Below are 26432 nucleotides of genomic sequence, written 5' to 3'. Positions count from 1 at the left end.
AGCGACGGTCCATCGCCAGCCGCTGAGGGAGCAGTCTTGGCACGGAATATCGGCAGCCGGTACACCGCACACCAGATCCTGGGGCGCGGCAGCGCCGGCACGGTCTGGCTCGGCGAAGGGCCGGAGGGCCCGGTGGCCATCAAGCTGCTCCGCGAGGACCTCGCGTCCGACCAGGAACTCGTGGGCCGCTTCGTCCAGGAGCGCACCGCCCTGCTCGGACTCGACCATCCGCACGTCGTCGCCGTCCGCGACCTCGTGGTGGACGGCAACGACCTGGCGCTGGTCATGGACCTGGTACGCGGCACCGACCTGCGCACCCGGCTGGACCGCGAACGCCGCCTCGCGCCCGAGGCCGCCGTGGCGATCATCGCGGACGTCGCCGACGGGCTCGCCGCCGCCCACGCCGCCGGTGTGGTCCACCGCGACGTCAAGCCGGAGAACATCCTGCTCGACATGGAGGGCCCGCTCGGCCCCGGCCACTCGCATCCGGCGCTGCTCACCGACTTCGGTGTGGCCAAACTGATCGACACCCCCCGACGCACCAAGGCCACCAAGATCATCGGCACGCCGGACTACCTGGCGCCCGAGATAGTCGAGGGGTTGCCGCCACGCGCCGCCGTCGACATCTACGCCCTCGCGACGGTCCTGTACGAACTGCTCGCCGGCTTCACGCCCTTCGGCGGCGGACACCCCGGCGCCGTACTGCGCCGGCACGTCACGGAGACAGTCGTACCGCTCCCCGGCATCCCCGACGAACTCTGGCAGCTCCTGGTCCAGTGCCTGGCCAAGGCCCCCGCATCCCGGCTGCGCGCCTCCGAGCTCGCGGCCCGGCTGCGCGAGCAGCTCCCGCACCTGAGCGGCATACCTCCGCTCGACGTGGACGAACCGGACACCGAGCCGGAACCCCAGGCGTACGACGAGCAGCAGTACGCCCCCGCCCCCGAGGAACCCCGCCGCCGAGGCGCGGTCCCGCTGGTCCCCGGCTCGTCCGCCGACGCCAACCGCGACACCCACACGAGCATGCGCGTCCCGGCCCCGGACGAACTCTCCGGCGGCCCCCGCGGCACCGCCAGGGCCCCCCGCTCCCCGGGCACGCCCCGCCCCGGCTCGGCCCGCAACAAGTCCGCCGCCGTCCGCAAGCGCCGCCTCACCCTGGGCGCCGCGGCCCTGGTGCTGCTCGTCGCGCTGGGTGTGGGTGGCTGGCTGGCGCTGAGCGGCGACGACGCGGCCGCACCCGAGCGGGAGACGGGGACCTCGGCGCCGGGCACGCCCTGACCCGGGGATTCCCGGGGCCGTTCCCGGCGGCCCGGGACCGACCCGCGAAGGCGCCCGGGACCGGGCCGCGGGGTCCTGATCACGCGGCCCGAGGAACGTCCGTGCCGACAGCCGTTACGCTGGACCCGTGGCAGTCGTCGATATTTCCGAAGAGCTGAAGTCCCTCTCCTCGACCATGGGGTCGATCGAGGCCGTCCTGGACCTGGATGCGCTGAGGGCGGACATCGCCGCGCTCGAGGAGCAGGCGGCCGCGCCTTCCCTCTGGGACGACCCCGAGGCGGCGCAGAAGATCACCAGCAAGCTTTCGCACCTCCAGGCCGAGGTCCGCAGGACCGAGGCCCTCCGCGGCCGGATCGACGATCTCGAAGTCCTCTTCGAGCTCGCCCAGGACGAGGGCGACGCAGACGCCCTCGCCGAGGCCGAGTCCGAGCTGGAGTCGGTCCGCAAGGCGCTGGACGAGATGGAGGTCCGTACGCTCCTCTCCGGCGAGTACGACTCCCGCGAGGCCCTGGTCAACATCCGTGCCGAGGCCGGTGGCGTGGACGCGGCCGACTTCGCCGAGAAGCTCCAGCGCATGTACATCCGCTGGGCCGAGCGGCACGGCTACAAGACCGAGGTCTACGAGACGTCGTACGCGGAGGAGGCCGGCATCAAGTCGACCACCTTCGCCGTCCAGGTGCCGTACGCCTACGGCACGCTCTCCGTCGAGCAGGGCACCCACCGGCTCGTCCGGATCTCGCCCTTCGACAACCAGGGCCGCCGCCAGACGTCCTTCGCGGGCGTCGAGGTGCTGCCGGTCGTCGAGCAGACCGACCACATCGAGATCGACGAGTCCGAGCTGCGCGTGGACGTGTACCGCTCCTCGGGCCCCGGCGGCCAGGGCGTCAACACCACGGACTCCGCGGTCCGGCTGACCCACCTCCCGACCGGCATCGTGGTCTCCTGCCAGAACGAGCGCTCGCAGATCCAGAACAAGGCATCCGCGATGAACGTCCTCCAGGCGAAGCTCCTCGAACGCCGACGCCAGGAGGAGCAGGCCAAGATGGACGCCCTCAAGGGCGACGGCGGCAACTCCTGGGGCAACCAGATGCGGTCCTACGTCCTGCACCCGTACCAGATGGTCAAGGACCTGCGTACGGAGTTCGAGATGGGCAACCCGGAAGCGGTCTTCAACGGCGAGATCGACGGCTTCCTGGAGGCGGGCATCCGCTGGCGCAAGCAGCGGGAGAAGTAGGAACGGCAAGCGCTCACGGCGGTGCCGGAAACCCCGCGGGGTTTCCGGCACCGCCGCTTTCGTCGACCGCACGGGGCAGTTCCCGAAGGGGAGTTGGGGTTCCGGGTTGCGCGGGCGCTGTGGTGAGTGCGTCACAGTCGGGACTCCGAATGGAGACCAACTCCCTTCAAATCGGTTCATATTGCACGGAACGGCCTTGACGTAGTCCTTAACTGTGGACAGGCTGCTAGAGCAGCATGCGTATGTCTGGGACGGGTGTGAACGGGGGCGGGCGGCATGACCACGGCTCCACGTGGCGCTGTTCGGAGCGAACCCCGCAGAGCCGGGGCCCGCATATGGCTGCTCCACTGACGAGAACAGCTACTGGGGGTAGCAGCACATGACGAAGAAGACGCGAGTCCGCGTCGCGCGGATCGCCGCAGGTGCGGTAATCGCCGCGGGCGCCTCGCTCACCGCCGCCGGTGTGGCTTCGGCCGTCGGTGTCGATGTCAACGTTGCCGGGCTGTCGGCCAACGCTCACGTCGATGACACCGGCCTGGGCATCGACGCCGGCCTCGACGGGCCGTCGGGCGAGTCCCAGGGCGGCACCGAGGGCGGCGACCCGGGCGGTGTCGACAATGGCGGCACCACTGAGGGTGGCGACCAGGGTGGTGCGGGCGACCAGGGTGGTGCGGGCGACCAGGGTGGTGCCGGTGACCAGGGTGGCGCGGGCGACCAGGGTGGTGCCGGTGACCAGGGTGGCGCGGGCGACCAGGGTGGTGCGGGCGACCAGGGTGGTGCCGGTGACCAGGGTGGCGCGGGCGACCAGGGTGGTGCGGGCGACCAGGGTGGCGCCGGTGACCAGGGTGGCGCCGGTGACCAGGGTGGTGCGGGCGACCAGGGTGGTGCCGGTGACCAGGGTGGTGCGGGCGACCAGGGTGGTGCCGGTGACAACGGCGGCAACAACGGCAACGGCAACAACGGCAACGGTGGCAACGGCAACGGTGGCCACCAGACCGGCGGCAACGGTGACAACGGCGGCAACGGCAACGGAGGCAACGGTTCGTCCGGCACCTCCGGCAACGCCTCCGCCGGTTCGACCACCGGTGGTGGCGACGACAGCAACTGCACCGTCGACCTCGACGGCGCGAACTGCGCGGACAACACCACTCCCGACTCCGCCGGCAACCAGCCGGTCGAGCAGGGCAAGGGCAAGGACGAGCTCGCCGAGACCGGTGCGGCCGAGACCACGTTCCTGCTGGTCGGCGCCGCGACGATGATCGCCGGAGGCATCGGCTTCCGGATCATGCCGCGCCTGATGAACGGCCGCACGGTCGCCTAAGGGTCACCTGCGGTAACAGAGGGACACAGAGGGGCCCGGGACGCCGATCGGCATCCCGGGCCCCTCCACGTACACGTCCCGACGCCTGCGGGCGACCGGGCGGAGCGCGCGGCTACACGCCCGCGCGGGCTACACGCTCTGGTGCGCCAGCAGCGCCAGCGCGCCCAGCAACACCACCAGCAGGGCCACCAGCATCACCGGGTTCAGCCCGGCGAACATTCCCTGCTCCTGTTCCTGCTGCAGCCGCGCACGGCTCGCCCGGCACACGGGGCAACGGCCCTCGTTGACGGGCGCCGCGCAGTTCGCGCACACCAGTCGGTCATAGGTCATGCGCTTTCCTCCTCCCGCGCGGCGGAGCCGCATACGCGTTCTCTCCGCACAACGCTCATGGAAACGCAACCGTTCCCCCTACCACTGTGCCAGCTCGCGCGGATTTCGGCGCGGCCCGCCGGACATCACCCGATCCGTCGCGCTTCGGACCCGCGTCCGGCCGGTACCGTTCCGCCATAAATCGCCCATCCCCGGACGCGCGCCTGCACGCCTCAGTCCGGGTCGCGTATGGTCACGCACACCTACTCCCGGCCGACCGTGGTGCATCCGTGATCCGATTCGACAACGTCTCCAAGACCTACCCGAAGCAGAGCCGTCCCGCTCTACGGGATGTGTCTCTCGATATCGAGAAGGGCGAGTTCGTCTTCCTGGTGGGCTCATCCGGCTCCGGCAAGTCCACCTTCATGCGACTCATCCTCCGTGAGGAGCGCGCCAGCCAGGGCATGGTCCACGTCCTGGGCAAGGACCTCGCGCGCCTGTCCAACTGGAAGGTGCCGCACATGCGCCGCCAGCTGGGCACCGTGTTCCAGGACTTCAGGCTCCTGCCCAACAAGACCGTTGCGGAGAACGTGGCGTTCGCGCAGGAGGTCATCGGAAAGCCGCGCGGCGAGATCCGCAAGGCGGTGCCCCAGGTTCTCGACCTGGTCGGCCTCGGTGGCAAGGAGGACCGGAGGCCCGGTGAGCTCTCCGGTGGTGAGCAGCAGCGCGTGGCGATCGCGCGAGCGTTCGTGAACCGTCCCATGCTGCTGATCGCGGACGAGCCGACCGGCAACCTCGACCCGCAGACCTCCGTCGGCATCATGAAGCTGCTGGACCGGATCAACCGGACCGGCACCACCGTGATCATGGCGACCCACGACCAGAACATCGTCGACCAGATGCGCAAGCGCGTCATCGAGCTGGAGCAGGGCCGTCTCGTACGCGACCAGGCCCGCGGCGTCTACGGCTACCAGCACTGAGCATCGAGCACTGAAAGGACGCCATGCGCGCCCAGTTCGTCCTGTCGGAGATCGGCGTCGGCCTCCGTCGCAACCTCACGATGACCTTCGCCGTCGTCGTCTCCGTCGCCCTCTCGCTCGCCCTGTTCGGCGGCGCGCTGCTCATGCGCGAGCAGGTCAGCACGATGAAGGACTACTGGTACGACAAGGTCAACGTCTCGATCTTCCTGTGCAGCAAGAACGATGTGACCTCGACGCCCAAGTGCGCCAAGGGCGCTGTCACGGCGGAGCAGAAGAAGCAGATCGAGGGCGACCTCGGCAAGATGGACGTCGTCGACACGGTCACGTACGAGTCCGCCGACCAGGCGTACAAGCACTACCAGGACCAGTTCGGCGACTCGCCCATGGCGAGCAACATCACGCCGGACCAGATGCAGGAGTCGTTCCGGGTCAAGCTCCACGACCCGAAGAAGTACAAGGTGCTCGCCACCGCCTTCGCCGGCCGTGACGGGGTGCAGTCCGTCCAGGACCAGAGAAGCATCCTGGACAACCTCTTCCAGCTGATGAACGGCATGAATGTGGCCGCCCTCTTCGTGATGGCGCTGATGCTGGTGATCGCACTGATGCTGATCGTGAACACCGTCCGGGTGTCCGCGTTCAGCAGACGGCGCGAGACCGGCATCATGCGACTGGTCGGGGCCTCCGGCTTCTACATCCAGATGCCGTTCATCATGGAGGCCGCGTTCGCCGGGCTCATCGGTGGTGTCCTGGCCTGCGTGATGCTGCTGGCGGGCCGGTACTTCCTGATCGACGGTGGTCTGGCGCTCCAGAGCAAGCTGAATCTGATCGACTTCATCGGCTGGGACGCGGTCTTCACCAAGCTGCCCCTGGTCCTGGTAATCGGCCTGCTGATGCCCGCCGTTGCCGCGCTCTTCGCGCTCCGCAAGTACCTCAAGGTGTGACAAGCGCCCCCTGTGGCGCGCGGCCAACCGGCCGTGCGCCCAGGGGGTGTTGTCCTAGACTCGGCGCCATGTCGGGCCCCGCGCAGTGTTTCGGGCCCCGCGGCGTGCGCCGCGGGGCGGCTCTGACATTGGTTTTCGCCGGGGTGCTGGCCACCGCCGCGGCCACCGGCTCGCTGCCGCGCGGCAGCGCGAAGTCCGAGTCCTTCGCGACCCGTTCCGTGGCCTCCACCGTCGACCGCGACGAGGTGGCCGACGCCGCCGCCCGGGCCGTGGCCGACGGCAAGTCCGGCAAGGAGGCGGCCGAGGAGGTCGTCAGCCGCAGCGGCGACCGCTGGGGCGCGGTGTACGACGAGCGGCAGTACGAGGAGTTCGAGCAGGCCCTGGACGGCTCGTACACCGGCGTCGGGATCTCCGCGAAGCGCTCCGCCGGCGGGCAGGTCGAGGTGGCCCGGGTGCAGCCCGGCAGCCCCGCGGACCGGGCCGGCATCGAGCCCGGCGACCTGCTCCGTACGATCGACGGCCACCGGGTCGACGAGCGCCCCGTCGCCGAGGTCGTCGCCCTGCTGCGCGGGGACCGTACGGAGGCCGCCGAGGGCTCCACCGTCGTCCTGGGCACCGCGCGCGGCGACCGCCGGAGGACCGAGACACTGCACCGGGCCAGACTCACCACCGAGCCCGTGACCGTGCGACGACTGGGACCGCCCGGCTCCGCCGCCTCCGGGGCCGTGATGATCGAGGTCGATTCGTTCACCAGGGGTTCCGGCGCCAGGGTCCGGGACGCGGTCCGGGGCGCCCCGTCGGACGCCGGCGTGCTGCTCGACCTCCGCGGCAACTCCGGCGGCCTGGTCACCGAGGCCGTCACCGCCGCCTCCGCCTTCCTGGACGGCGGCCTGGTCGCCACGTACGACGTGCACGGCGAGCAGCGCGCCCTGTACGCCGAGCCGGGCGGCGACACCGACCGCCCCCTCGTCGTCCTGGTCGACGGCGGCACGATGAGCGCCGCCGAACTCCTCACCGGCGCCCTCCAGGACCGGGGCCGCGCCGTCACCGTCGGCTCACGGACCTTCGGCAAGGGCTCGGTCCAGATGCCGAGCAAGCTTCCGGGCGGCTCGGTGGCCGAGCTGACCGTCGGCCACTACCGCACCCCGGCGGGACGCAGCGTCGACGAACGCGGCATCACCCCGGACCTCGCGGTCGGCTCCGGGGCCGAGCGGCGGGCCGAAACAGTATTGAGTGGCCTCGGGGGTGGGTCGTAGTGCGAAAATGGCCGCACTATGGCTAAGGAAAAGGACACGGGGCGCAAGCTCATCGCGCAGAACAAGAAGGCGCGGCACGACTACCACATCCTCGACACCTACGAGTGCGGCCTCGTGCTCATGGGCACCGAGGTCAAGTCGCTGCGGCTGGGCCGGGCCTCCCTGGTGGACGGCTTCGTCCAGATCGACCGGGGCGAGGCATGGCTGCACAACATCCACGTCCCCGAGTACGTGCAGGGGACCTGGACCAACCACTCGGCCAAGCGGAAGCGCAAGCTGCTGATGCACCGCGCCGAGATCGACAAGCTGGAGTCGAAGTCGGGCGAGACCGGCCACACGATCGTGCCGCTCGCGCTGTACTTCAAGGACGGCCGGGTCAAGGTCGAGATCGCGCTCGCCAAGGGCAAGAAGGAGTACGACAAGCGCCAGACCCTCCGCGAGAAGCAGGACACGAGGGAGACCAACCGCGCGATCTCGGCGGCACGCAGGCGCCAGCGGAGCGCGTAGGACCGTGCCCGGTCCGGCTCCGCCGGGCGGCGGCAGGAATAGGCTGGCATCGTCGCGTGTTGGTCACGTACGATGGCACTGCACCTCACAGCAGGTGCACGCATTGAAAACAAAACATGGGGATGATCGGTTTCGACAGCGGATGTCGAAGCAGGGGAAGCGTGTCGAGGAAGCGGCAATGATCTCGTAAACCATATGTCGCAACCAATAATCGCCAACACCAAGCGCGATTCCTTCGCCCTCGCTGCCTAAGTAGCGACTTGCGAAGTGTCAGCCCGGGGGTGATCCCGACCCGGATCCTGGCATCATCAAGGGATCTAAACTTCTAGACCCGGTCACGGGGCCTGGAAGGAAATCAAACAGTGACTGAGCCCGTCGGAGACTTGTTCGCGTGATTTCCGGGGCTGAGAAAAGCGCAGCGAACTGCACACGGAGAAGCCCTGATTCTGCACCGTTGGACGCGGGTTCGATTCCCGCCATCTCCACAATTCCCATGTGAGCCTCTGCCCCGCGAACGTCTTCGCGGGGCAGAGGCATTTTCATGCCCTGCGGACGGGCGCCCCCGGCGGCGCGGAGGGCCATGGGCAGCCCGCCCGCGTGGTCCTGACCAGCGGCAACGGCATGCGTGGCGGCTCCTGCCCGATCGCAGTGCTTGAATGGACCGACCCCGTTCATGGCTGAGCAAGGAGAAACGCTGTGCCCCTGGTGTCTGTCGTGATGCCCGTGTACAACTCGGCCGCCACTCTCGGCGCTGCGGTCCGGTCGGTGCTCACGCAGACCCACAGCGACCTGGAGCTGCTGATCACCGACGACAAGTCGACCGACGACTCCATGGACCTGCTCATGGAGTTCGCCCGGCAGGACAGTCGCGTCCTGCCGGAATCGGCACCCGAACAGGGCGGTGCCGGCCGGGCACGCAACCTTGCCATCGAGCGGGCCCGGGGGGACTACATCGCCTTTCTCGACAGTGACGACATGTGGCTTCCGGAGAAGACCGAGCGGCAGGTCGATTTCGCTGCGGCAGGTGATGCGCCTCTGACGTTCACCTCCTACTACAAGATGGACGCCGATTACGAGGGTGAAAGCACCGATTTCACCCCGAACGGTCGTGTGATCCGGGCGAGAGAGCACGTGGACTACCGCGCGATGCTGGTCCGGGACTACATCGGCGCACTGACCGCCATGTATGACCGCAACGCCCTCGGCACGCGGTTGATGCCGGAGATGCGGAAGAGGCAGGACTACGCCCTGTGGCTGTCGATCATGCGGGACGGTGCTGACGCCCGGGGTCTGACCGAGCCGCTGGCGGTGTACCGGGCCCACCAGGCAGGTTCGCTGTCCTCCAACAAGCTGTCGCTCATCCAGTACAACTGGGCGCTGTACCGCGAGCAGGAGAGTCTGTCGGTGCCCCGGGCGACGCGGGCGCTGACCGGTGCCGTCTGGCAGTCGCTGCGCAACTCGCGGATCTAGGGTCTTTCGTCTGGATCGGGCCGGACCGGTGACCCGTGACCCGTGATCTGTGACCCGTGACCCGTGACCCGTGATCTGTGACCCGTGACCCGTGACCCGTGACCCGTGATCTGTGACCCGTGACCCGTGACCCGTGATCTGTGACCTGTGACCTGTGACCGGTTCCGTGTGAAAGGTGTCGGGGCCGGTCCCGATCTCCTCGGTGCGGATCGCAGCGGACCCTGTGTCGGACCCGTCTGGGATGCTCCGGACATGGAGATGACAGTGCAGCTGACGATCGACTGTTCCGATCCGCAGGCAATGGTGACTTTCTGGGCAGAGGCCCTGGGATACGTGCCTGAGCCTCCGCCCGGCGGGCATGCCACGTGGCGTGCCCACTGGGCGGCGATGGGGGTGCCCGAGGAGGAGTTGCCGGCCGGTGCCGGGGATGTTCCGGAGTCGATCATCGATCCTGCGGGACGTGGACCGAGGGTGTGGTTCCAGCAGGTTCCGGAGCCGAAGGCCGCCAAGAACCGGTGGCACTTCGACCTGAAGGTCGGTGGGGGCAGTGACGTCCCGCTGGACGTCCGTACATCGCGGGTCAGGGCCACCGTGGAACGCCTGGTCCAAGCCGGTGCCACCGTGCTGCGGATCAAGGACGAGCCCGACTCGGGGTTCTACGCCGCCGCCATGCAGGACCCCGAGGGCAACGAATTCGACATCGTCTGAGGGCTGTCGCCTCGTGACGGGCGGAGGGCTGTCGTACCTCGTGGCCGCTGCCCCGTGCCGGTCGATCCCGTACTCGACCGCATGGCGCTCGCGGCAATCCACCACCGGGGGGCCGATTTCCGCGCGCCGGTCACCGTACCCGGGGGGCCCGGACCCCGGCTGCCGTGATGGCCAGCGCCAGGGCCGCCGCGCAGACCGGTGCGATGTAGCCCGCCACCTGTCCCGTGTGCTCCACCATCCAGCCCCCGGTCGCCGAACCCGCCGCGATGCCGCCCAGCAGCGCGGTCACGGCCAGCGTCATGCCCTCGTTCAACTGGCTCTCCGGGGTGAGGCGTTGCACCAGGGTCATCCCGGTCACCATGGTCGGGGCCGTCGCCGCGCCGGCCAGCAGGAGCGCGCCGGCGAGGGCGAGCAGGGAACCGGTCGAGGCTGCGGCGAGGAACGGGAGGGACATCAGGGCCGTCATTCCGGCCAGGCAGCCGAGCAGTCGGCGCCGGATGTCCGCGGCCGGGCGGAGCGATCCGTACAGCAGCCCGGCCACGCATGAACCGGCCGCCTGGAGTGCCAGGATCGCGCCCCCGGCGTGGGCGATCGTGACGACCTCCATCGCGCCGAAGACCGCACCGGTGGCGAGGAAGGCGGCGAGCAGGGCCGGCATGCCCGGGGTGCGGAGGGGGGTGCCCGCGTGGGTGCGGGGGGCCACGGGGGGTTCGGTGGCGCGCTGGGCGGCGAAGATCAGTACGCCGGTCATCAGCAGGACCGCCCCGACAAGCGTTCCGGCCTCCGGGAAGAGCGCCGCGCACAGCAGTGCGGCCAGCGCCGGGCCGAGCATGAAGCAGAGTTCGTCGGCGGCCTGTTCGAAGGAGTTCGCGGTGTGCAGGGCGGCCGGGTCGCCCCGGTGCAGATGCGCCCAGCGGGCCCGGGACATCCCGCCCGTGTTGGGGGTGGTGGCGGTCGCCGCGTAGGAGGCGAAGAGGGTCCAGGCCGGGGCGTCGTAGTGCACGCAGAGCAGCAGGGCCAGCGATCCGAGCGCGGCGATCGCGGTGGCGGGCACCGCGACCTTGGCCTGCCCGTGCCGGTCGACCAGCCGGGCCGTCCAGGGGGCGACCACCGCCGTGGCGGCGAGGCCGGTCGCGGTGACGGCCCCGGCCAGGGCGTACGAGCCGCGCGAACCGGCGATCATGATGACCGCGCTGACGCTGAACATCCCCATCGGCAGCCGGGCGATGAGATTGCCCACGGTGAAGGCGCGGGCGCCCGGGGTGGCGAGCAGCCTGCGGTACGGGTTGGTGGACGCCCGCCGGGCGGGCGCGGTGCGCGGGGCGATGACCAGCCGGTCACCGGAGAGGGCGAGTACGGGGCGGTCGGCGGGGGTTCTCTCGTACGGCATGGATCAAGCGTCGGGGTGCACGGTGTCCGGGGTCCAACACCTACTCCGTAGTGATTGACGCATCTGTGTTGTAAATTCTGGTGTGGCCTCCTCCGATGACGATCCGGGTGCCCGGACGCGTTCCGCCGACACCCACACCGACCCCCGGCTGCTCCGTGCCTTCGTCGCGGTCGCCGAGGAGCTGCACTTCACCCGGGCCGCGGCCCGGCTCTACATCGCCCAGCAGGCGCTGAGCCGCGACATCCGCCGGCTGGAGCGCGAACTGGGCGCGGAACTCTTCGTACGGACCACCCGGCAGGTCGCCCTCACCGCCGACGGCGAGCGGCTGCTGCCGTACGCGCGGCGGGTGCTGGACGCGCACGCCGAGCTTGCCGCCGCCTTCGCCGACCCCGCGGCCCGGCCGCTCTTCGTCGACCTCAACACCGATGGCATGGCGGCCGCCCGGGTGCTCGCCCTCGCCCGCGAGCTGGCCCCGGCCTGCGAGCTGATGGCCCGGTTCGAGAGCGGCCTGACCTGGGCGGCGGGCGAGATCCTCGCCGGGCGGCTCGATGTCTCCTTCGGCCGCGCCGCCGGACTCGACCCCGGCGTACGGGCCCGGCTGGGCGTGCAGCCGGTGCGGTACGAGCCGATGGCCGTGCTGCTCCCCGACGACCACCCGCTCGCCGCGCGCGAGACGGTCGCGCTCGGTGACCTGGCCGGGGAGACCGTCTACGCGGGCGACGGAAACCCGCGCACGAAGGAGTGGACGGACTTCGCCCGGCTGCTCTTCGCCGAGTGGGACATCGAACTGGCGCCGCCCGTGCCGCTCGCGATAGGCGTGGCCGAATTCCAGCGGGTCATGGCCAAGGACCGGAACCCGGTGCTCGCCGTGGTCGACTTCCCTCCGATACCCGGCACCGTGATCCGTCCGCTGGTCCGGCCCGTGCCGCTCTCGCCGCTGCTGCTGGTCTGGCGCAAGGGGCTGCGCCATCCCGGCCTGGACGCACTGCGCGAGGCGGCGGCCCGGCTGGGCGCCGAGGAGGGCTGGATGGTGCGCCCCGGCGACAGCTGGCTCCCCGGGCCCGACGCGGCCCTGATGCTGGGGTCCGGCTGAGCGGGCGCGGTGCGCCCCGAGGTATACCTTCGCCGGGCCGGGCACCGGTACGACCGCCCGGTGCCGGGTGACGTAACGGGCGGGAAATACGGGTGAACCAGCCCTGTCACGCATCGTTGGCAGGCTCGCCCCTCGGCATCATCGGGCAGCAGCGGGACGAGAGCCGGGAAGACCACATGCACCAGGACGAACAGCACGGGCCTCTCACGGGTTTCACCGTCGGGGTCACCGCCGCACGGCGCGCGGAGGAGTTCGGCGCGCTGCTGGAACGACGCGGCGCCACGGTCCTGCACGCTCCCGCGCTGCGGACCGTGCCGCTCGCCGCCGACGGCGAACTCCTCGCCGCCACCCGCGGAATCATCGAGTCCGCACCCGATGTGGTCGTCGCCACCACCGCTGTCGGCTTCCGCGGCTGGATCGAGGCCGCCACGGGCTGGGGCCTGGGCGAGCGGCTGCTGGCGGCCCTGGGCGGCGCGGAACTGCTGGCCCGCGGCCCCAAGGTCAAGGGAGCCGTCCGGGCCGCCGGGCTGACCGAGACGTGGTCACCCGCATCCGAGTCCATGGCCGAGGTCCTGGAACGGCTCCTGGACGAGGGTGTGGCGGGCCGCCGCATCGCCCTCCAACTGCACGGCGAACCCCTCCCCGGCTTCGTCGAGTCGCTGCGCGCCGGCGGCGCCGAGGTCCTCGCCGTACCCGTCTACCGCTGGACGGATCCCGAGGACATCGCCCCGCTCGACCGGCTGCTCGACACCACTCTCGCCCGCGGTCTGGACGCCCTCACCTTCACCAGCGCCCCGGCCGCCGTCTCGCTGCTCCGCCGGGCCGAGAGACGCGGGCTGCTCCCGGAGCTCCTGAGCGCGCTGCGCGAGGACGTCCTCGTGGCCTGCGTCGGACCGGTCACCGCCCTGCCGTTGCAGGCCCGGGGCATCGACACCGTCCAGCCGGAACGTTTCCGGATCGCCCCGCTCGTCCAGCTGATCTGCCGGGAACTCCCCGCCAGGGCGCCGGCGTTGCCGGTCGCCGGGCACCGGGTCGAGATCCGGGGCCATGCCGTGATCGTCGACGGTGGGCCTCGCCCGGTGCCTCCCGCCGGGATGACGCTGCTGCACGTCCTGGCCCGCCGACCGGGCTGGGTGGTGTCCCGCGCCGATCTGCTGCGGGCACTGCCCGGTGGCGGCACGGACGAGCACGCGGTGGAGACCGCCGTGGCGCGGCTGCGCACGGCACTGGGCGCGCCCCGCCTGATCCAGACGGTCGTCAAGCGCGGCTACCGGCTGGCGCTGGACCCGGTGGCGGCGGCGGACGGTGGGGCGGACGACGGGGCGGACCGTGGGGCGGACGACGGGGTGGACCGTGGGGCGGACGACGGGGTGGACCGTGGGGCGGACGACGGGGTGGATGGTGGTTCGGCGCGGTCGTGACCGGGTCGCCGGTCCGTTCGGCGGGGTCCGGAGACTGTGCCGCTGTCCGTGGCGTGGCCACTCCCGTTGCCGGTTTCGGTTGTCGGTTCCGATGTGAAGTTCCGTTGCGAACTTCCGTTGTCAGTGCCGTTTGTTACAACGGGTCAGGCAGGAAGAGCCAATGGGAAGGGGGCCCCGTGGGTACCTGGGGCAGCGGGAATTTCGACAGTGACACGGCCGCGGATCATCTGTCCGGCATCACCGGACGCCTCGTCTCGGAGATCGAGGAGGCGATGGCCGGCGACCCGGTCGTCCTGGAGCCCGACGAGTACGACGGCGTCGCCGTGCCGTGCAACGTCGAGCTGCTGTGCCTGATGGCGGAGCAGGGGTACGTAGGCGCGCGTGTGCCGGAGCCCGCGGTGGTCGAGAAGTGGAAGAAGACGTTCATGGACGTGTGGGAGCGGACCATCGACGGCCTGGAGCCCGGGCAGGGGTACAAGGAGGACAGACGCGCGGAGCTGATCCGTACCTTCGACCGGCTGTCGACCCTGGCCGGGCGGGAGCACGCCGGGGAGTGACCGGGCGTTCTCCGCCGTGCGCAGGGAAGGGCGGAAGGCCGAGATCGCCGGCGTCGACCACGAGATCGGGCGTGAACGCCTCGACGAATCGTTCATGGGCGCCGGCGTCGCTCAGGTGACCATGGAGTGCGATCACCTCGTGGACCGCCGGCCGGTCGTCGGCCGTCAGGCTCATCGCGAACTCCAGACACATCGGTAGGTACGCGCCGGTCGAGGCCGGTACCGCCTTCCGGCCAACTCGCTTTCATCGGTGCCGGAATCGCGCCGGAATCGTGCCGGGATAGCGTGCGGGAATGAGCCATGGAATCCACCGCCTCGACGCGGACGCACGTCTCCGTCCCCTCGCCCCGGACGACGCCGCCTCCCTCGCCGTCGCACTGACGCGCAGCCGCACGTACATGCAGCCCTGGGAGCCCGTGCGGCCCGACTCCTTCTACACCGAGCAGGGGCAGCGGGAGCGGCTGGCCGCGCTGCTCGCCGACCGCGACGCGGGACGGGCGATGCCCTGGGTGCTCGCCGACGAGGAGGACCGTGCGATCGGCGCGTTCAACCTGAACGGCATCGTGCTCGGGCCGCTCCGCAGCGGGACGCTCGGTTACTGGGTCGACGTCGAGCACGCGGGCCGCGGTCTGGCCACGGCCGCCGTGACGCGCATCTGCGAGCTGGCCAGGGACGAGCTGCACCTGCACCGGGTGGAGGCGGGGACGGTCGTGGACAACTTCGCCTCGCAGCGGGTGCTCGCGAAGTGCGGCTTCGAGCAGTTCGGGATGGCCCCGCGCTACCTCCACATCAACGGTGAGTGGCGCGACCACTGCCTGTTCCAGCGGATCCTGCACGACGGTCCGCCCGTGGGCTGAGCGACCGTCCGGGGCGATCGGCCGTCAGAGGTCCCCGGTGCGCAGCCGGGTGTGCCGATGCCCGTCCAGCGGCCACGGCGGACGCGCCGGAATCACCTCCGCGAAGCCGTATCCGCTCTTCTCCGCGACCCGGCAGGACGCCTCGTTGCCCAGCTGGTGCAGGAGGTCGAGCCGCGTCAGTACATCCCCCGCGAACGTCTCGAACGCCCAGTCGCCGAGGGCTCCGAGCGCCAGCGGCGCGATCCCGCGGCCGCGGGCGGGGGCAGAAGTCCAGTAGCCGACCTCCGCGTCGCCGGAGCCCGGTGCGGGGTGCTTGAGCGCCACATTGCCGACCGGTTCGCTCCCGTGATCGCGGTCCACCACCGCGAAGCTGAAGTATCCGCCGGACACCCACCCCTCCTGTCGCACCCGCAGCCACTGTTCCGCCGTCGCCTCGTCCGTGACCTGGGACCGCAGCATGGTGCGCATCGCGGGATCGCGGTACGCCTCGATCAGCGCCGGGATGTCCTCGGCCAGCCAGGGCCGGAGCAGGAGCGGCCCGGCCGAGAGGGTGGTGGTGACAGGATCGTCGTACATGCGGACACCGTACGGGTCGCCCGCGCGACGACCCGTGGGGCGGTAGGGGTTCCGGGCGGGCGCCGCGAGGGGCACCCTGGAGGAGACCCCACCGGTGACCCGAGGCGGTGACATGCGCATGGCGGCCGGCAAGAGTTCGTGCGACTGGCGGTTCGACTCAGGTCGGCCCTGTCTGGACCTGGTGGCGACCGGGGTCGGGACCACCGGCGCGTGTGAACTGCTCGACTGCGCAGAGCGGCTCGCGGACTGGCTCGTCGCCGCCGGGCTCGTACCGGACGGCACCCACCTCGACGTTGTGGACGAGAGCTGGGTGGTGCGCTTCCGGCAGTTGCGGACCGGCGTCGAACGGCTGCTGACGGCAGAGCTCGGCGGCAGCCGCGGCGCCGGGAGCGCCCTGGAACGGGTCAACGCGCTCGCCGCCGGGGCGCCACCGGGGCTGCGGGCCGTGCGCGGCAGCGGCGGCAAGCTGGTACGGGCACTGAGCGCCGATCCCGAGTGCGGTGCGCTGCTGGCCGCCGTCGCCCGCGACGCCGTGGAACTCCTCACCGACCCCGTGGCGCGGGCCGGGCTGCGCCGCTGCGAGGCCGACAACTGCCGCCGGCTGTACCTGGACACCTCGCGCGGCCGACGCCGCCGCTGGTGCTCCGGCGAGGTCTGCGGGAACCGCGAGCGGGTGGCCCGGCACCGCCGTCGGGCGGCGGCTTCGGCGGTGCCGGACACGGCTGTTCCGTAGCGGGCGCCGGGAATCGCGTGGCCGGGTACGCATCCGCAACCGGTCCGAAGGATCCTCAACCGGTCCGAAGAATTCCTGACCCGGTACGAAAGAATCCTCGGCCGGTCCGAAAGAATCCTCGGCCGGTTTGAACGGATCGCGGCCCGCCCCCGTATTCGATGACCTGGGAGCTCCACAGGGTCTCGACCGGGAGGGTTCGGGTGCGCAAGGATGCGGCCGTGGCCGGTGATCGTCCGCACAGGGCTCGGCATCGCGGCAGGCAGTCAGCGCCGCCCGCCCCGCCCCCGCACGCCCCCGTGCCCTCTTCCACTTCCTCACCCCGCTCCCCGTCGCCTTCCGCCGTCCCGGACGAGGAGCTGATGAGGGCGCTCTACCGCGAGCATGCCGGGCCCCTGTTCGCGTACGTGCTCCGCCTGGTCGCCGGTGACCGGCAGCGCGCCGAGGACGTGGTGCAGGAGACGCTCATCCGGGCCTGGAAGAACGCCGGGCGGCTGGGCGGCGCGACCGGATCGGTCCGGCCCTGGCTGGTGACGGTCGCCCGGCGCATCGTCATCGACGGCCACCGCAGCCGACGGGCCCGGCCGCCCGAGGTCGACCCGTCGCCGCTGGAGGCGGTGCCCGCGGAGGACGAGATGGAGAAGGCGCTGTGGCTGATGACGCTGTCCGAGGCGCTCGACGATCTGACCACCGCGCACCGGGAGGCCCTGGTCGAGACCTACTTCAAGGGCCGCACGGTCGGTGAGGCGGCCGAGGTGCTGGGCATTCCGAGCGGGACGGTACGGTCGCGGGTCTTCTACGCGCTGCGCTCGATGAGACTCGCACTGGAGGAGAGGGGGATCACGGCATGAACGACGACCACGAATGGGAGCCCTTCGGGCTCAGGCCGACCGGCCCCCGCAGCTTCTCAGGCCCCTCAGGCCCCTCAGGCCCCCGTAGCCCCTCCGACTCCCACAGCCCTTCCGGTCCGTCCGGCCACCGCACCCCCGTCGATCCCGCCGGGCACGACGCCGCCGGTGCGTACCTCCTCGGTGTTCTCGACGACGCCGGGGCGTCCGCCTTCGAGGCGCACCTGACCGGCTGTGACCTGTGTGCCGCCCGGCTCGACGAGCTCGCCGGCCTGGAGCCCGTGCTCGCGCGGGTCGCCGGCCACCGGGGTGCGCCCGCCGTCCGGTACGTACCGGGGCAGCCCGGCCCCCAGGTGCTGGAGCGGCTGGTCGACGAGGTGACGGCCGGGCGGGTCCGGCGCAGGCGCCGCTCCATGGTTCTGGTTGCGGCGGCGGTGGCGCTGATCATCGGCGGCCCGGTGGTCGCGGTCCTGGCGGGCGGCGACGACGGCCCGGCGGCGCGGGCGGCCGGACCGTACCCCACCGGCTCCACCACACCGACGACTCCCACCGGCCCCACCACCCCGACCGGCCCCACCACCCCGACCGACCCCACCACCCCCGCCGAGGGCGCCGCCTTCCGCCGCATGCCGGAGAAGGTGCGGGCCACCGACCCCCGTACCCGGGTCTCGGCCACCGTCGGCATGGCGGAGAGGCCCTGGGGCACCAGCACCGTGCTGGAGCTCAGGAACGTGACGGGCCCGCAGAAATGCCGCCTGATCGCGGTGTCGAGGACCGGCGAGGAAGAGGTCGTCACCTCATGGTCCGTACCGGAGTGGGGGTACGGCATCCAGGACTCCCCGTACCCGGGCGCGGAACACCCGCTCTATGTCTCCGGCGGAGCGGCCATGGGGCGGGGCGACATCGACCATTTCGAGGTGCGTACGTTCGACGGCGGGCGGCTGGTCGAGGTAGATGCCTGACCGATACCCCCGGCAGACCATTTCGAGACGCGCGGCAGGTGCGCGGCGGGTCACCCTTCGCATAAGGTTGACGGCTGCCCAATGCACGTCAGAAGGGGGCCTCGGTGGCCGCGCAGGATGCCGCTGTCGATTCGTTGCGGGACCGGGAAATCGGTGTCGAGCAGGAACATCTCGACCGTGTTTATCACCGCCTTGAGGAGAAGATCCACGAGGCGGAATTTCTCATGAATGACGCCGTCAAGCGCGGCCAGGTGGGTACCCCGGGGGCGCTCGCCGAGCGTGACGCCCAGGTGTTCCGGGCCGGAATCCACCTCAACCGGCTGAACAGCGAGTTCGAGGACTTCCTCTTCGGAAGGATCGACCTGCTGCTCGGCAAGGACGGTGTACGCGGCCCGGACGGCGCGTACACCTCCGTCGAACCGGCCGAGGACGCGGTACGCGACGACAGTTCGGCCGAGATCGCGGAGACGCTGCACATCGGCCGGATCGGGGTCCTCGACTCCGACTACGCGCCGCTGGTCATCGACTGGCGCGCGCCGGCCGCCGCACCGTTCTACCGGTCGACGCCGAAGGAACCCGGCAGGGTCGTGCGCCGCCGGGTCATCCGCTCCAAGGGCCGCAAGGTCCTCGGGGTCGAGGACGACCTGATGCGCCCCGAGCTGACCTCGTACCTGCACGGCGCCGAGCTGCCGGTGATCGGGGACGGCGCCCTGATGGCGGCGCTCGGCCAGGCCCGCAGCCACACCATGCGGGATATCGTCTCCTCCATCCAGGCCGAACAGGACCTGGTGATCCGGGCCCCCGCCGCCTCGGTCACCGAGGTCTCCGGCGGTCCCGGCACCGGCAAGACGGCCGTCGCGCTGCACCGCGCCGCGTACCTCCTCTACCAGGACCGGCGGCGATACGCGGGCGGCATCCTCGTCGTGTCGCCGACCCCGCTCCTGGTCGCGTACACCGAAGGTGTGCTGCCCTCGCTGGGCGAGGAGGGGCAGGTCGCGATCCGTGCCGTCGGCTCGCTCTCCGACGAGGCGGCCGGCGTCGAGGGCGCCACCACCTACGACGACCCCGCCGTCGCCCGGATCAAGGGCTCCTCGCGGATGCTCCAGGTGCTGCGCAAGGCGTCCCGGGGCGCGCTGGAACAGCCCGGCACCTCCCGCAGGGCGGCGGACCGGGACGGCCAGCTGTCCTTCGGCGACGAGGAGGCGGCAACCGACGCCGCCCCGGCCACCCCCACCCGGCTGCGGGTCGTCGCGTTCGGCGCCCGCGTCGAGCTGAACGCCGACGAACTCCACCGCATCCGGCAGTCCGTCCTCGGCGGCACCGCACCGGTCAACCTGTTGCGCCCGCGCGCCCGCAGACTGCTGCTGGACGCCCTGTGGAACAGGTCCTCGGGCCGGGGCCGCTACACCGACCCGGAACTCGCCGCCGAACTGCGCTCGTCCTTCGACGAGGACGTCTCCACCGAGACGGACTTCCTCGACTTCCTGAACGCCTGGTGGCCCGAGCTGACCCCGCGCGGGGTGCTCGCGGCGATGGCCGACGAGAAGCGGCTCGGCCGCTGGGCCCGCCGGGTCCTCAACCAGGGCGAGGTGCGCCGTTTCGCCCGCTCCCTGAAGAGGCTCGACAGCGCGGGGAACGGGCCGTTGTCCGTGCACGACGTGGCCATCCTCGACGAGCTCCACACGCTGCTGGGCACACCGCACCGGCCGAAGAAGAAGCGCGAACTCGACCCGCTGGACCAGCTCTCCGGGCTGGAGGAACTGATGCCGCAGCGCGAGGAGACCCAGCGCGAGCGCGCCGAGCGGCTGGCCGCGGAGCGCACGGAGTACGCGCACGTCATCGTCGACGAGGCGCAGGACCTGACGCCCATGCAGTGGCGGATGGTCGGCCGCCGGGGCAGGCACGCCACCTGGACGATCGTCGGCGACCCCGCGCAGTCCTCCTGGTCCGACCCGGACGAGGCCGCCCGTGCGCGCGACGAGGCGCTCGGCAACCGGCCGCGCCGCCGCTTCACCCTCACGGTCAACTACCGCAACCCGGCGGAGATCGCCGAGCTGGCCGCCAAGGTCCTGGCGCTGGCGATGCCCGGGATGGAGTCCCCGTCCGCGGTCCGCTCCACCGGGGTGAAGCCGCGCTTCGAGACGGTACGGGACGGCGATCTGGCCGCCTCGGTGCGCGAGGAGGCGCGGCGGCTGCTCGGTGAGGTCGACGGCACGGTGGGCGTGGTCGTCGCGATGAACCGCCGGGCGCAGGCCCGTGCCTGGCTCGCCGAGCTGGGCGAGCGGGTGGTGGCGCTGGGCAGCCTGGAGGCGAAGGGCCTGGAGTACGACGCCACGGTGGTCGTCTCGCCCGCGGAGATCGCGGACGAGTCCCCGGCGGGCCTGCGGGTGCTGTACGTGGCGTTGACGCGTGCGACGCAGCAGCTCACGGTGGTGTCGGGGGAGCGGGATCTGCCGGACGAGGACGGAGTTCCGGACCTGCTGAGGGACTGATCGCCTGTTTTTCGGGTCAACCTGTGCTGCGGGGAATCACTTCTTCGGGGTCTTTGTTAGCCTGGTGTCGGCACCGGCTCGATCCAAGCCCCCGGGCCCAACCTTCGTCGCTACGAGCGACCACTTGCCGCGAGGCGAGCATGGCGGGTCGGTGCCGCTTGAACCAGAAGACAGACCCGCGTCACCTCCAGGTGGCGCGGGTCTGTTTTTGTTTCGGGAGTCCGTTCCCGTTCCGGATCCGGCCGGACTCCGTCTGGGCCCCGGTGGACCCCGCGCCGACCCCGGTGGACCCCGCTGATCTCCAGTGGACCCCGCCGGATCGCAGTGGATCCGGCGGGCCCCGGCCGGATCCCGCCGGGGCAGGCTCAGGGCTTCCATCGAAGCCCCCATATCTCGTATGGTGGAAACTACTTTCCGAAGAGTGGCAGTCATTACCGGCTACCGGCCAGTAGGTGCGACGATCGGGAAGCGTGTTCGAGGCGAGCGCCCCGGCCGCGCGGCAAAGAAGCTAAGGAAAGCGAAGGACTCGGCCATGGCAACGGCGCCCAGCGTCTCGTACTCGATGACGGTCAGGCTGGAGGTGCCCGCGAGCGGCACAGCGGTCTCCCAGCTCACCACGGCCGTGGAGTCCTCCGGCGGTTCGGTCACCGGCCTCGACGTGACCGCCTCCGGTCACGAGAAGCTCCGGATCGACGTCACCATCGCGGCCACCTCCACCTCGCACGCCGACGAGATCGTCGAGGGTCTGCGCGGCATCGAGGGCGTCGTCCTCGGCAAGGTCTCCGACCGTACGTTCCTGATGCACCTCGGCGGCAAGATCGAGATGGCGTCCAAGCACCCCATCCGCAACCGTGACGACCTCTCGATGATCTACACCCCGGGCGTGGCCCGGGTCTGCATGGCGATCGCCGAGAACCCCGAGGACGCCCGCCGCCTCACCATCAAGCGCAACACCGTTGCGGTCGTGACCGACGGCTCCGCCGTGCTCGGCCTCGGCAACATCGGCCCGATGGCCGCCATGCCGGTCATGGAGGGCAAGGCGGCCCTCTTCAAGCGGTTCGCCGACATCGACGCCTGGCCGATCTGCCTGGACACCCAGGACACCGACGCCATCGTCGAGATCGTCAAGGCGATCGCCCCCGGCTTCGCGGGCATCAACCTGGAGGACATCTCCGCCCCCCGCTGCTTCGAGATCGAGGCGCGGCTGCGCGAGGCCCTGGACATCCCGGTCTTCCACGACGACCAGCACGGCACCGCGATCGTCGTGCTGGCCGCGCTGACCAACGCGCTTCGCGTGGTGGGCAAGGGGATCGGGGACGTACGCGTCGTCATGTCCGGCGCCGGAGCGGCCGGTACGGCCATCCTGAAGCTCCTCATCGCCGCGGGCGTCAAGCACGCCGTCGTCGCCGACATCCACGGCGTGGTGCACGCAGGCCGCGAGGACCTCGTCTCCGCCGACGCCGACTCGCCGCTGCGCTGGATCGCCGACAACACCAACCCGGAGTCCGTCACCGGCACCCTCAAGCAGGCGGTCGTGGGCGCCGACGTCTTCATCGGCGTCTCCGCCCCGAACGTGCTGGACGGCGACGACGTCGCGGCCATGGCCGAGGGTGCGATCGTGTTCGCGCTCGCGAACCCGGACCCCGAGGTCGACCCGGCAATCGCTCGCCAGACGGCGGCAGTTGTCGCCACCGGCCGCTCCGACTTCCCGAACCAGATCAACAACGTGCTGGTCTTCCCGGGTGTCTTCCGCGGTCTGCTGGACGCCCAGTCCCGCACCGTCAACACGGAGATGATGCTCGCCGCGGCGGGCGCCCTCGCCGACGTGGTCGCCGAGGACGAGCTGAACGCGAACTACATCATCCCGTCGGTCTTCAACGACCGGGTCGCGGGCGCGGTCGCCGGAGCCGTCCGGGACGCCGCGAGGGCGGCCGCCGGTACCCGCCCGGCCTCGGGCGAGCTCGGCTGACCCGGACCCCCCGGTACGACCCGGCGCGGCCCCGTCCGCGCCGGCCGCGCCCGCGGCGCCCCACGCCGGTCCGGCTCACGTCGGCCCGGCCTACGGCGCGTCGCGGGTCGCGACGCCCCAAACGCCCCTTTAGGGTGGGCGGGCGGCACGCCCCGCGCAGGCCCCGCATTCGCTGCGGAACGCTTTCGGGGAGTCGACGGAACGTCACCACGAAGAGGCCGTGGCGCTTTTCGTGTGACTCCGGAGGGTGCCGGATTGGCGTTACCGCCGCAGGTGGGGGCAGGATGCGTAATCGGGCGCGAGGGTCTGACGACAGACCCGGGTCCGGGGACTGTCCGAGGGCCCTGGCAGCATCGGCTTCGATCTCACGCCTCACAGGCAAGAAGAACACGGGAGTAACAACATGAACCGCAGTGAGCTGGTGGCCGCCCTGGCCGACCGCGCCGAGGTGACTCGCAAGGACGCCGACGCCGTTCTGGCCGCCCTCGCCGAGACCGTCGGTGAGATCGTCGCCAAGGGCGACGAGAAGGTCACCATCCCCGGCTTCCTGACCTTCGAGCGCACCCACCGTGCCGCTCGCACCGCTCGTAACCCGCAGACCGGCGACCCGATCAACATCCCGGCCGGCTACAGCGTGAAGGTCTCCGCGGGCTCCAAGCTCAAGGAAGCCGCCAAGGGCAAGTAAGCCCCACAGGCGCGACGAAGGGCGGTCACCCCACCAGGGTGACCGCCCTTCGGTGTACCGGCCCGAGAGGCCCCGTTCTGGGCCTCTGCGGCCCGGTATCGAGCCCCCGGGCCCCGTTCGGCGGGGAACAGGGGCCGGAAAACGGGGAACGGGGGCCCGGGGCAGCGCCCCGAACCCCCGTCAGCAGCCTTCCGGCGCGCGGTCTCAGACCAGCGCCCCGCCCGGCAGCTCGACCTTCGCGCCCAGCTTCTCCAGCTTGTCCATGAAGTTCTCGTAGCCGCGGTTGATCAGGTCGATGCCGTGCACCCGCGAGGTGCCCTGCGCCGCCAGTGCGGCGATCAGGTACGAGAAGCCGCCGCGCAGGTCCGGGATGACCAGGTCCGCGCCCTGCAGCCGGGTCGGTCCGGACACGACCGCCGAGTGCAGGAAGTTGCGCTGGCCGAAGCGGCAGTCGGAGCCGCCCAGGCACTCGCGGTAGAGCTGGATGTGCGCGCCCATCTGGTTGAGCGCGGAGGTGAAGCCGAGCCGGGACTCGTACACCGTCTCGTGGACGATGGACAGGCCCGTGGCCTGCGTCAGGGCCACCACCAGCGGCTGCTGCCAGTCGGTCTGGAAGCCGGGGTGCACGTCCGTCTCCAGGGCGATGGCGTTCAGCGCGCCGCCCGGGTGCCAGAAGCGGATGCCCTCGTCGTCGATCTCGAAGGCACCGCCGACCCGGCGGAAGGTGTTGAGGAACGTCATCATCGAGCGCTGCTGTGCGCCCCGTACGTAGATGTTGCCCTCGGTGGCCAGCGCCGCGGACGCCCAGGAGGCCGCCTCCAGGCGGTCCGGGATGGCCCGGTGGGTGTAACCGTCCAGCCGGTCGACACCGGTGATCCGGATCGTCCGGTCGGTGTCCATCGAGATGATCGCGCCCATCTTCTGCAGTACGCAGATGAGGTCCTCGATCTCCGGCTCCACGGCCGCGTTGGACAGCTCGGTGACGCCCTCGGCCAGCACGGCCGTCAGCAGCACCTGCTCGGTGGAGCCCACCGACGGGTACGGCAGCCGGATCTTCGTGCCGCGCAGCCGCTGCGGGGCCTCCAGGTACTGCCCGTCCGCCCGCTTCTCGATGGTCGCGCCGAACTGCCGAAGCACGTCGAAGTGGAAGTCGATCGGCCGGCCGCCGATGTCGCAGCCGCCGAGCCCCGGGATGAACGCGTGGCCGAGCCGGTGCAGCAGCGGGCCGCAGAACAGGATCGGGATGCGCGAGGAGCCCGCGTGGGCGTCGATGTCGGCGACGTTGGCGCTCTCCACATGGGTCGGGTCCAGGATCAGCTCACCCGGTTCGTCACCGGGCCGGACCGTCACGCCGTGCAGCTGGAGCAGCCCCCGGACCACCCGCACGTCGCGGATGTCGGGCACGTTGCGCAGCCGACTGGGCCCGCTGCCGAGCAGCGCGGCGACCATCGCCTTCGGCACCAGGTTCTTGGCGCCTCTGACGCGGATCTCGCCCTCCAGCGGGGTTCCGCCGTGGACAAGCAGGACATCGTCTGTGCCGGTCATGAATCTCGCGTTCCGGAGTGGTCGGGCAGGGGGCCAAACGAAAGAGTAATGGCCGACCACCCCCGTTCCGTAAGAGAACAGGGGGTGTACGAACGTCATGAATCCGCCACAACACGCTCTGCTCCCCGAGACTTGCGGAGGGTTACCGTCCGCAAGGCCCTCCGGATCGCGCGCTCCCCATGCATCCGTGCGCCCTGAGCTGCGCTCCGGCCCGGCCGGTGACCGGGCGGTCCACTTGGTCCCCGCGGCGGGCGAAGATGCGGGATCATTTCTGCCATGACCGAGGTGTCCTCGCTCACAGGGCGACTGCTCGTGGCCACACCCGCGCTCGCGGACCCGAATTTCGACCGCGCGGTGGTGCTCCTGCTCGACCACGACGAGGAGGGCTCACTCGGCGTGGTCCTGAACCGCCCGACCCCGGTCGGCGTCGGTGACATCCTCACGCCCTGGGCCGGCCTGACCGGTGAGCCGGACGTCGTGTTCCAGGGCGGCCCGGTCTCGCTCGACTCGGCGCTCGGTGTGGCCGTGATCCCCGGCGACGAGGGTCCGCTCGGCTGGCGCCGGGTGTACGGGGCGATCGGCCTGGTGGACCTGGAGGCGCCGCCGGAGCTGCTGGCGGCGGCGCTGGGCTCGCTGCGGATCTTCGCCGGGTACGCGGGCTGGGGCCCCGGACAGCTGGAGACCGAACTGACCGAGGGTGCCTGGTACGTCGTGGAGTCGGAACCCGGGGACGTCTCCTTCCCGCGCCCGGAGCACCTCTGGCGCGCGGTCCTGCGCCGCCAGCGCAGCGAACTGGCGATGATCGCCACGTATCCGGACGACCCTTCGCTGAACTGAAGCTCCGGGCGGTCGGTACCCTTGGCGGTTATGAGCACTCTTGAGCCCGAGCGCGGGGCAGGTACGGGCACCCTCGTAGAGCCGACCCCGCAGGTGTCGAACGGCGACGGCGACCACGAGCGCTACGCCCATTACGTCCAGAAGGACAAGATCATGGCGAGCGCCCTGGAGGGCACCCCCGTGGTCGCGCTGTGCGGGAAGGTCTGGGTGCCGGGGCGCGACCCCAAGAAGTACCCGGTCTGCCCCATGTGCAAGGAGATCTACGAGTCCATGGGCGCCGGTGGCGACAAGGACAAGGGCAAGGGCGGCAAGGACAAGAAGTAGTCCGGAAGCAGTCCGGCGACATTGCTTCGGGCCCCCGGGGCGCGCTCAACGCGCGCCCCGGGGGCCCTTCGCGTTGCACGGGCTGCTTCCCCGGGTCACAGAGTGGTAGAGACCACTTGTCGGCGTCTGCGTGCGCACCTACTCT

The 26432-nt window shown here is 71.0% G+C and carries 26 protein-coding genes and 1 other RNA gene; 23 read left to right on the top strand and 4 right to left on the bottom strand.

All coding sequences use genetic code 11. From position 1 onward, the window contains the following. The first annotated feature begins 36 nt into the window (after positions 1-36). From ACGF8B_RS21840 to ACGF8B_RS21830, 3 genes are all read left to right on the top strand, one after another. Complete coding sequence (locus tag ACGF8B_RS21840) at positions 37-1275, top strand: serine/threonine-protein kinase (protein ID WP_392740929.1); 1239 nt, start codon at positions 37-39, stop codon at positions 1273-1275. A gap of 127 nt (positions 1276-1402) precedes the next feature. Further along, positions 1403-2509, top strand: coding sequence for a peptide chain release factor 2 (prfB, locus tag ACGF8B_RS21835; protein ID WP_342286805.1), 1107 nt, complete (start codon positions 1403-1405; stop codon positions 2507-2509). A gap of 379 nt (positions 2510-2888) precedes the next feature. Further along, on the top strand, positions 2889-3830 hold the full coding sequence (locus tag ACGF8B_RS21830) for a hypothetical protein (protein ID WP_392740926.1): 942 nt from the start codon (positions 2889-2891) through the stop codon (positions 3828-3830). 129 nt (positions 3831-3959) lie between these two features. Here the strand turns inward: ACGF8B_RS21830 and ACGF8B_RS21825 are convergent, their stop codons facing one another. Then, on the bottom strand, positions 3960-4160 hold the full coding sequence (locus ACGF8B_RS21825) for a hypothetical protein (protein ID WP_124723232.1): 201 nt from the start codon (positions 4158-4160) through the stop codon (positions 3960-3962). A gap of 269 nt (positions 4161-4429) precedes the next feature. Between ACGF8B_RS21825 and ftsE the strand changes: the two genes are divergently transcribed. From ftsE to ACGF8B_RS21790, 7 genes are all read left to right on the top strand, one after another. After that, positions 4430-5119, top strand: coding sequence for a cell division ATP-binding protein FtsE (ftsE, locus tag ACGF8B_RS21820; RefSeq protein ID WP_266746501.1), 690 nt, complete (start codon positions 4430-4432; stop codon positions 5117-5119). Positions 5120-5142: 23 nt separating this feature from the next. Further along, positions 5143-6060 (top strand): permease-like cell division protein FtsX, encoded by a 918-nt coding sequence (gene ftsX / locus ACGF8B_RS21815; protein WP_392740921.1) that lies wholly within the window; start codon positions 5143-5145, stop codon positions 6058-6060. A gap of 68 nt (positions 6061-6128) precedes the next feature. Next, on the top strand, positions 6129-7316 hold the full coding sequence (locus ACGF8B_RS21810) for a S41 family peptidase (protein WP_392740918.1): 1188 nt from the start codon (positions 6129-6131) through the stop codon (positions 7314-7316). Between the two features lie 18 nt (positions 7317-7334). Beyond that, positions 7335-7823, top strand: coding sequence for an SsrA-binding protein SmpB (gene smpB, locus ACGF8B_RS21805; RefSeq protein WP_124723236.1), 489 nt, complete (start codon positions 7335-7337; stop codon positions 7821-7823). 118 nt (positions 7824-7941) lie between these two features. Further along, positions 7942-8311, top strand: a transfer-messenger RNA (tmRNA) gene (gene ssrA / locus ACGF8B_RS21800). A 208-nt stretch (positions 8312-8519) separates the two neighbouring features. Then, positions 8520-9293 (top strand): glycosyltransferase family 2 protein, encoded by a 774-nt coding sequence (locus tag ACGF8B_RS21795; RefSeq protein ID WP_392740915.1) that lies wholly within the window; start codon positions 8520-8522, stop codon positions 9291-9293. 252 nt (positions 9294-9545) lie between these two features. Continuing rightward, positions 9546-10001 carry a VOC family protein gene (locus tag ACGF8B_RS21790; RefSeq protein ID WP_392740912.1) on the top strand — a complete coding sequence of 152 codons (456 nt, stop codon included), beginning with the start codon at positions 9546-9548 and terminating at the stop codon, positions 9999-10001. Between the two features lie 130 nt (positions 10002-10131). Here the strand turns inward: ACGF8B_RS21790 and ACGF8B_RS21785 are convergent, their stop codons facing one another. Next, complete coding sequence (locus ACGF8B_RS21785) at positions 10132-11391, bottom strand: MFS transporter (RefSeq protein WP_392740909.1); 1260 nt, start codon at positions 11389-11391, stop codon at positions 10132-10134. 82 nt (positions 11392-11473) lie between these two features. On the opposite strand from ACGF8B_RS21785, the gene ACGF8B_RS21780 reads away from it, so the two are divergent. The 5 genes from ACGF8B_RS21780 (at position 11474) to ACGF8B_RS21760 (ending at position 15319) form a co-directional block, all read left to right on the top strand. Beyond that, positions 11474-12484, top strand: a complete 1011-nt coding sequence (locus ACGF8B_RS21780; RefSeq protein ID WP_392740906.1) for a LysR family transcriptional regulator — start codon at positions 11474-11476, stop codon at positions 12482-12484. 176 nt (positions 12485-12660) lie between these two features. Further along, positions 12661-13905, top strand: coding sequence for a uroporphyrinogen-III synthase (locus ACGF8B_RS21775; protein ID WP_392740902.1), 1245 nt, complete (start codon positions 12661-12663; stop codon positions 13903-13905). 176 nt (positions 13906-14081) lie between these two features. After that, positions 14082-14462, top strand: coding sequence for a DUF4259 domain-containing protein (locus ACGF8B_RS21770; RefSeq protein ID WP_392740899.1), 381 nt, complete (start codon positions 14082-14084; stop codon positions 14460-14462). Positions 14463-14478: 16 nt separating this feature from the next. Beyond that, positions 14479-14661, top strand: coding sequence for a hypothetical protein (locus ACGF8B_RS21765; RefSeq protein WP_392740896.1), 183 nt, complete (start codon positions 14479-14481; stop codon positions 14659-14661). Between the two features lie 94 nt (positions 14662-14755). Continuing rightward, positions 14756-15319, top strand: coding sequence for a GNAT family N-acetyltransferase (locus ACGF8B_RS21760; RefSeq protein ID WP_392740893.1), 564 nt, complete (start codon positions 14756-14758; stop codon positions 15317-15319). Positions 15320-15343: 24 nt separating this feature from the next. Here ACGF8B_RS21760 and ACGF8B_RS21755 read toward each other — a convergent pair whose 3' ends face one another. Continuing rightward, positions 15344-15895 (bottom strand): GNAT family N-acetyltransferase, encoded by a 552-nt coding sequence (locus ACGF8B_RS21755; protein ID WP_392740890.1) that lies wholly within the window; start codon positions 15893-15895, stop codon positions 15344-15346. A 118-nt stretch (positions 15896-16013) separates the two neighbouring features. Here ACGF8B_RS21755 and ACGF8B_RS21750 point away from each other — a divergent pair, with 118 nt between their 5' ends. From ACGF8B_RS21750 to ACGF8B_RS21725, 6 genes are all read left to right on the top strand, one after another. Continuing rightward, positions 16014-16628 (top strand): CGNR zinc finger domain-containing protein, encoded by a 615-nt coding sequence (locus ACGF8B_RS21750; protein WP_392741032.1) that lies wholly within the window; start codon positions 16014-16016, stop codon positions 16626-16628. 158 nt (positions 16629-16786) lie between these two features. Beyond that, complete coding sequence (locus ACGF8B_RS21745; RefSeq protein ID WP_392740887.1) at positions 16787-17476, top strand: sigma-70 family RNA polymerase sigma factor; 690 nt, start codon at positions 16787-16789, stop codon at positions 17474-17476. After that, a complete protein-coding gene (locus tag ACGF8B_RS21740) occupies positions 17473-18435 on the top strand; it encodes an anti-sigma factor family protein (RefSeq protein WP_392740884.1) in 963 nt (320 codons plus the stop codon). The genes ACGF8B_RS21745 and ACGF8B_RS21740 overlap by 4 nt, the downstream gene beginning before the upstream one ends. Positions 18436-18539: 104 nt before the next feature. Then, positions 18540-20927 (top strand): HelD family protein, encoded by a 2388-nt coding sequence (locus ACGF8B_RS21735; RefSeq protein ID WP_392740881.1) that lies wholly within the window; start codon positions 18540-18542, stop codon positions 20925-20927. Between the two features lie 532 nt (positions 20928-21459). Next, positions 21460-22896: an NAD-dependent malic enzyme gene (locus tag ACGF8B_RS21730; RefSeq protein WP_392740879.1), complete on the top strand. Its 1437-nt coding sequence runs from the start codon at positions 21460-21462 to the stop codon at positions 22894-22896. 403 nt (positions 22897-23299) lie between these two features. Next, entirely contained in the window at positions 23300-23581 is a 282-nt protein-coding gene (locus tag ACGF8B_RS21725; RefSeq protein WP_003968811.1) for an HU family DNA-binding protein, read from the top strand. Positions 23582-23785: 204 nt separating this feature from the next. Here ACGF8B_RS21725 and murA read toward each other — a convergent pair whose 3' ends face one another. Next, a complete protein-coding gene (gene murA, locus ACGF8B_RS21720) occupies positions 23786-25126 on the bottom strand; it encodes a UDP-N-acetylglucosamine 1-carboxyvinyltransferase (protein ID WP_124723249.1) in 1341 nt (446 codons plus the stop codon). Positions 25127-25402: 276 nt separating this feature from the next. On the opposite strand from murA, the gene ACGF8B_RS21715 reads away from it, so the two are divergent. Both ACGF8B_RS21715 and ACGF8B_RS21710 read left to right on the top strand, forming a co-directional pair. After that, positions 25403-25963 carry a YqgE/AlgH family protein gene (locus ACGF8B_RS21715; protein WP_266732557.1) on the top strand — a complete coding sequence of 187 codons (561 nt, stop codon included), beginning with the start codon at positions 25403-25405 and terminating at the stop codon, positions 25961-25963. A gap of 30 nt (positions 25964-25993) precedes the next feature. Beyond that, positions 25994-26287 carry a DUF3039 domain-containing protein gene (locus ACGF8B_RS21710; RefSeq protein ID WP_072484142.1) on the top strand — a complete coding sequence of 98 codons (294 nt, stop codon included), beginning with the start codon at positions 25994-25996 and terminating at the stop codon, positions 26285-26287. The last annotated feature ends 145 nt before the right edge of the window (positions 26288-26432 follow it).

Source organism: Streptomyces sp. NPDC047917, assembly GCF_043204345.1.
Classification (GTDB): domain Bacteria; phylum Actinomycetota; class Actinomycetes; order Streptomycetales; family Streptomycetaceae; genus Streptomyces; species Streptomyces sanglieri.
The sequence above is the reverse complement of the archived record's forward strand: the minus strand, read 5'-3'. Positions and strand labels throughout refer to the sequence as shown.

What these genes read in the sequence shown, in the direction of transcription:
- ACGF8B_RS21785 (WP_392740909.1), bottom strand. Translation starts at nt 11,391, where the DNA reads ATGCCGTACGAGAGAACCCCCGCCGACCGCCCCGTACTCGCCCTCTCC.
- ACGF8B_RS21790 (WP_392740912.1), top strand. Translation starts at nt 9,546, where the DNA reads ATGGAGATGACAGTGCAGCTGACGATCGACTGTTCCGATCCGCAGGCA.
- ACGF8B_RS21775 (WP_392740902.1), top strand. Translation starts at nt 12,661, where the DNA reads ATGCACCAGGACGAACAGCACGGGCCTCTCACGGGTTTCACCGTCGGG.
- ACGF8B_RS21755 (WP_392740890.1), bottom strand. Translation starts at nt 15,895, where the DNA reads ATGTACGACGATCCTGTCACCACCACCCTCTCGGCCGGGCCGCTCCTG.
- ACGF8B_RS21740 (WP_392740884.1), top strand. Translation starts at nt 17,473, where the DNA reads ATGAACGACGACCACGAATGGGAGCCCTTCGGGCTCAGGCCGACCGGC.
- ACGF8B_RS21810 (WP_392740918.1), top strand. Translation starts at nt 6,129, where the DNA reads ATGTCGGGCCCCGCGCAGTGTTTCGGGCCCCGCGGCGTGCGCCGCGGG.
- ACGF8B_RS21715 (WP_266732557.1), top strand. Translation starts at nt 25,403, where the DNA reads ATGACCGAGGTGTCCTCGCTCACAGGGCGACTGCTCGTGGCCACACCC.
- smpB (WP_124723236.1), top strand. Translation starts at nt 7,335, where the DNA reads ATGGCTAAGGAAAAGGACACGGGGCGCAAGCTCATCGCGCAGAACAAG.
- ACGF8B_RS21825 (WP_124723232.1), bottom strand. Translation starts at nt 4,160, where the DNA reads ATGACCTATGACCGACTGGTGTGCGCGAACTGCGCGGCGCCCGTCAAC.
- ACGF8B_RS21830 (WP_392740926.1), top strand. Translation starts at nt 2,889, where the DNA reads ATGACGAAGAAGACGCGAGTCCGCGTCGCGCGGATCGCCGCAGGTGCG.
- ACGF8B_RS21745 (WP_392740887.1), top strand. Translation starts at nt 16,787, where the DNA reads ATGACCTGGGAGCTCCACAGGGTCTCGACCGGGAGGGTTCGGGTGCGC.
- ACGF8B_RS21750 (WP_392741032.1), top strand. Translation starts at nt 16,014, where the DNA reads ATGGCGGCCGGCAAGAGTTCGTGCGACTGGCGGTTCGACTCAGGTCGG.
- ACGF8B_RS21760 (WP_392740893.1), top strand. Translation starts at nt 14,756, where the DNA reads ATGAGCCATGGAATCCACCGCCTCGACGCGGACGCACGTCTCCGTCCC.
- ACGF8B_RS21710 (WP_072484142.1), top strand. Translation starts at nt 25,994, where the DNA reads ATGAGCACTCTTGAGCCCGAGCGCGGGGCAGGTACGGGCACCCTCGTA.
- murA (WP_124723249.1), bottom strand. Translation starts at nt 25,126, where the DNA reads ATGACCGGCACAGACGATGTCCTGCTTGTCCACGGCGGAACCCCGCTG.
- ACGF8B_RS21725 (WP_003968811.1), top strand. Translation starts at nt 23,300, where the DNA reads ATGAACCGCAGTGAGCTGGTGGCCGCCCTGGCCGACCGCGCCGAGGTG.
- ftsX (WP_392740921.1), top strand. Translation starts at nt 5,143, where the DNA reads ATGCGCGCCCAGTTCGTCCTGTCGGAGATCGGCGTCGGCCTCCGTCGC.
- ACGF8B_RS21730 (WP_392740879.1), top strand. Translation starts at nt 21,460, where the DNA reads ATGGCAACGGCGCCCAGCGTCTCGTACTCGATGACGGTCAGGCTGGAG.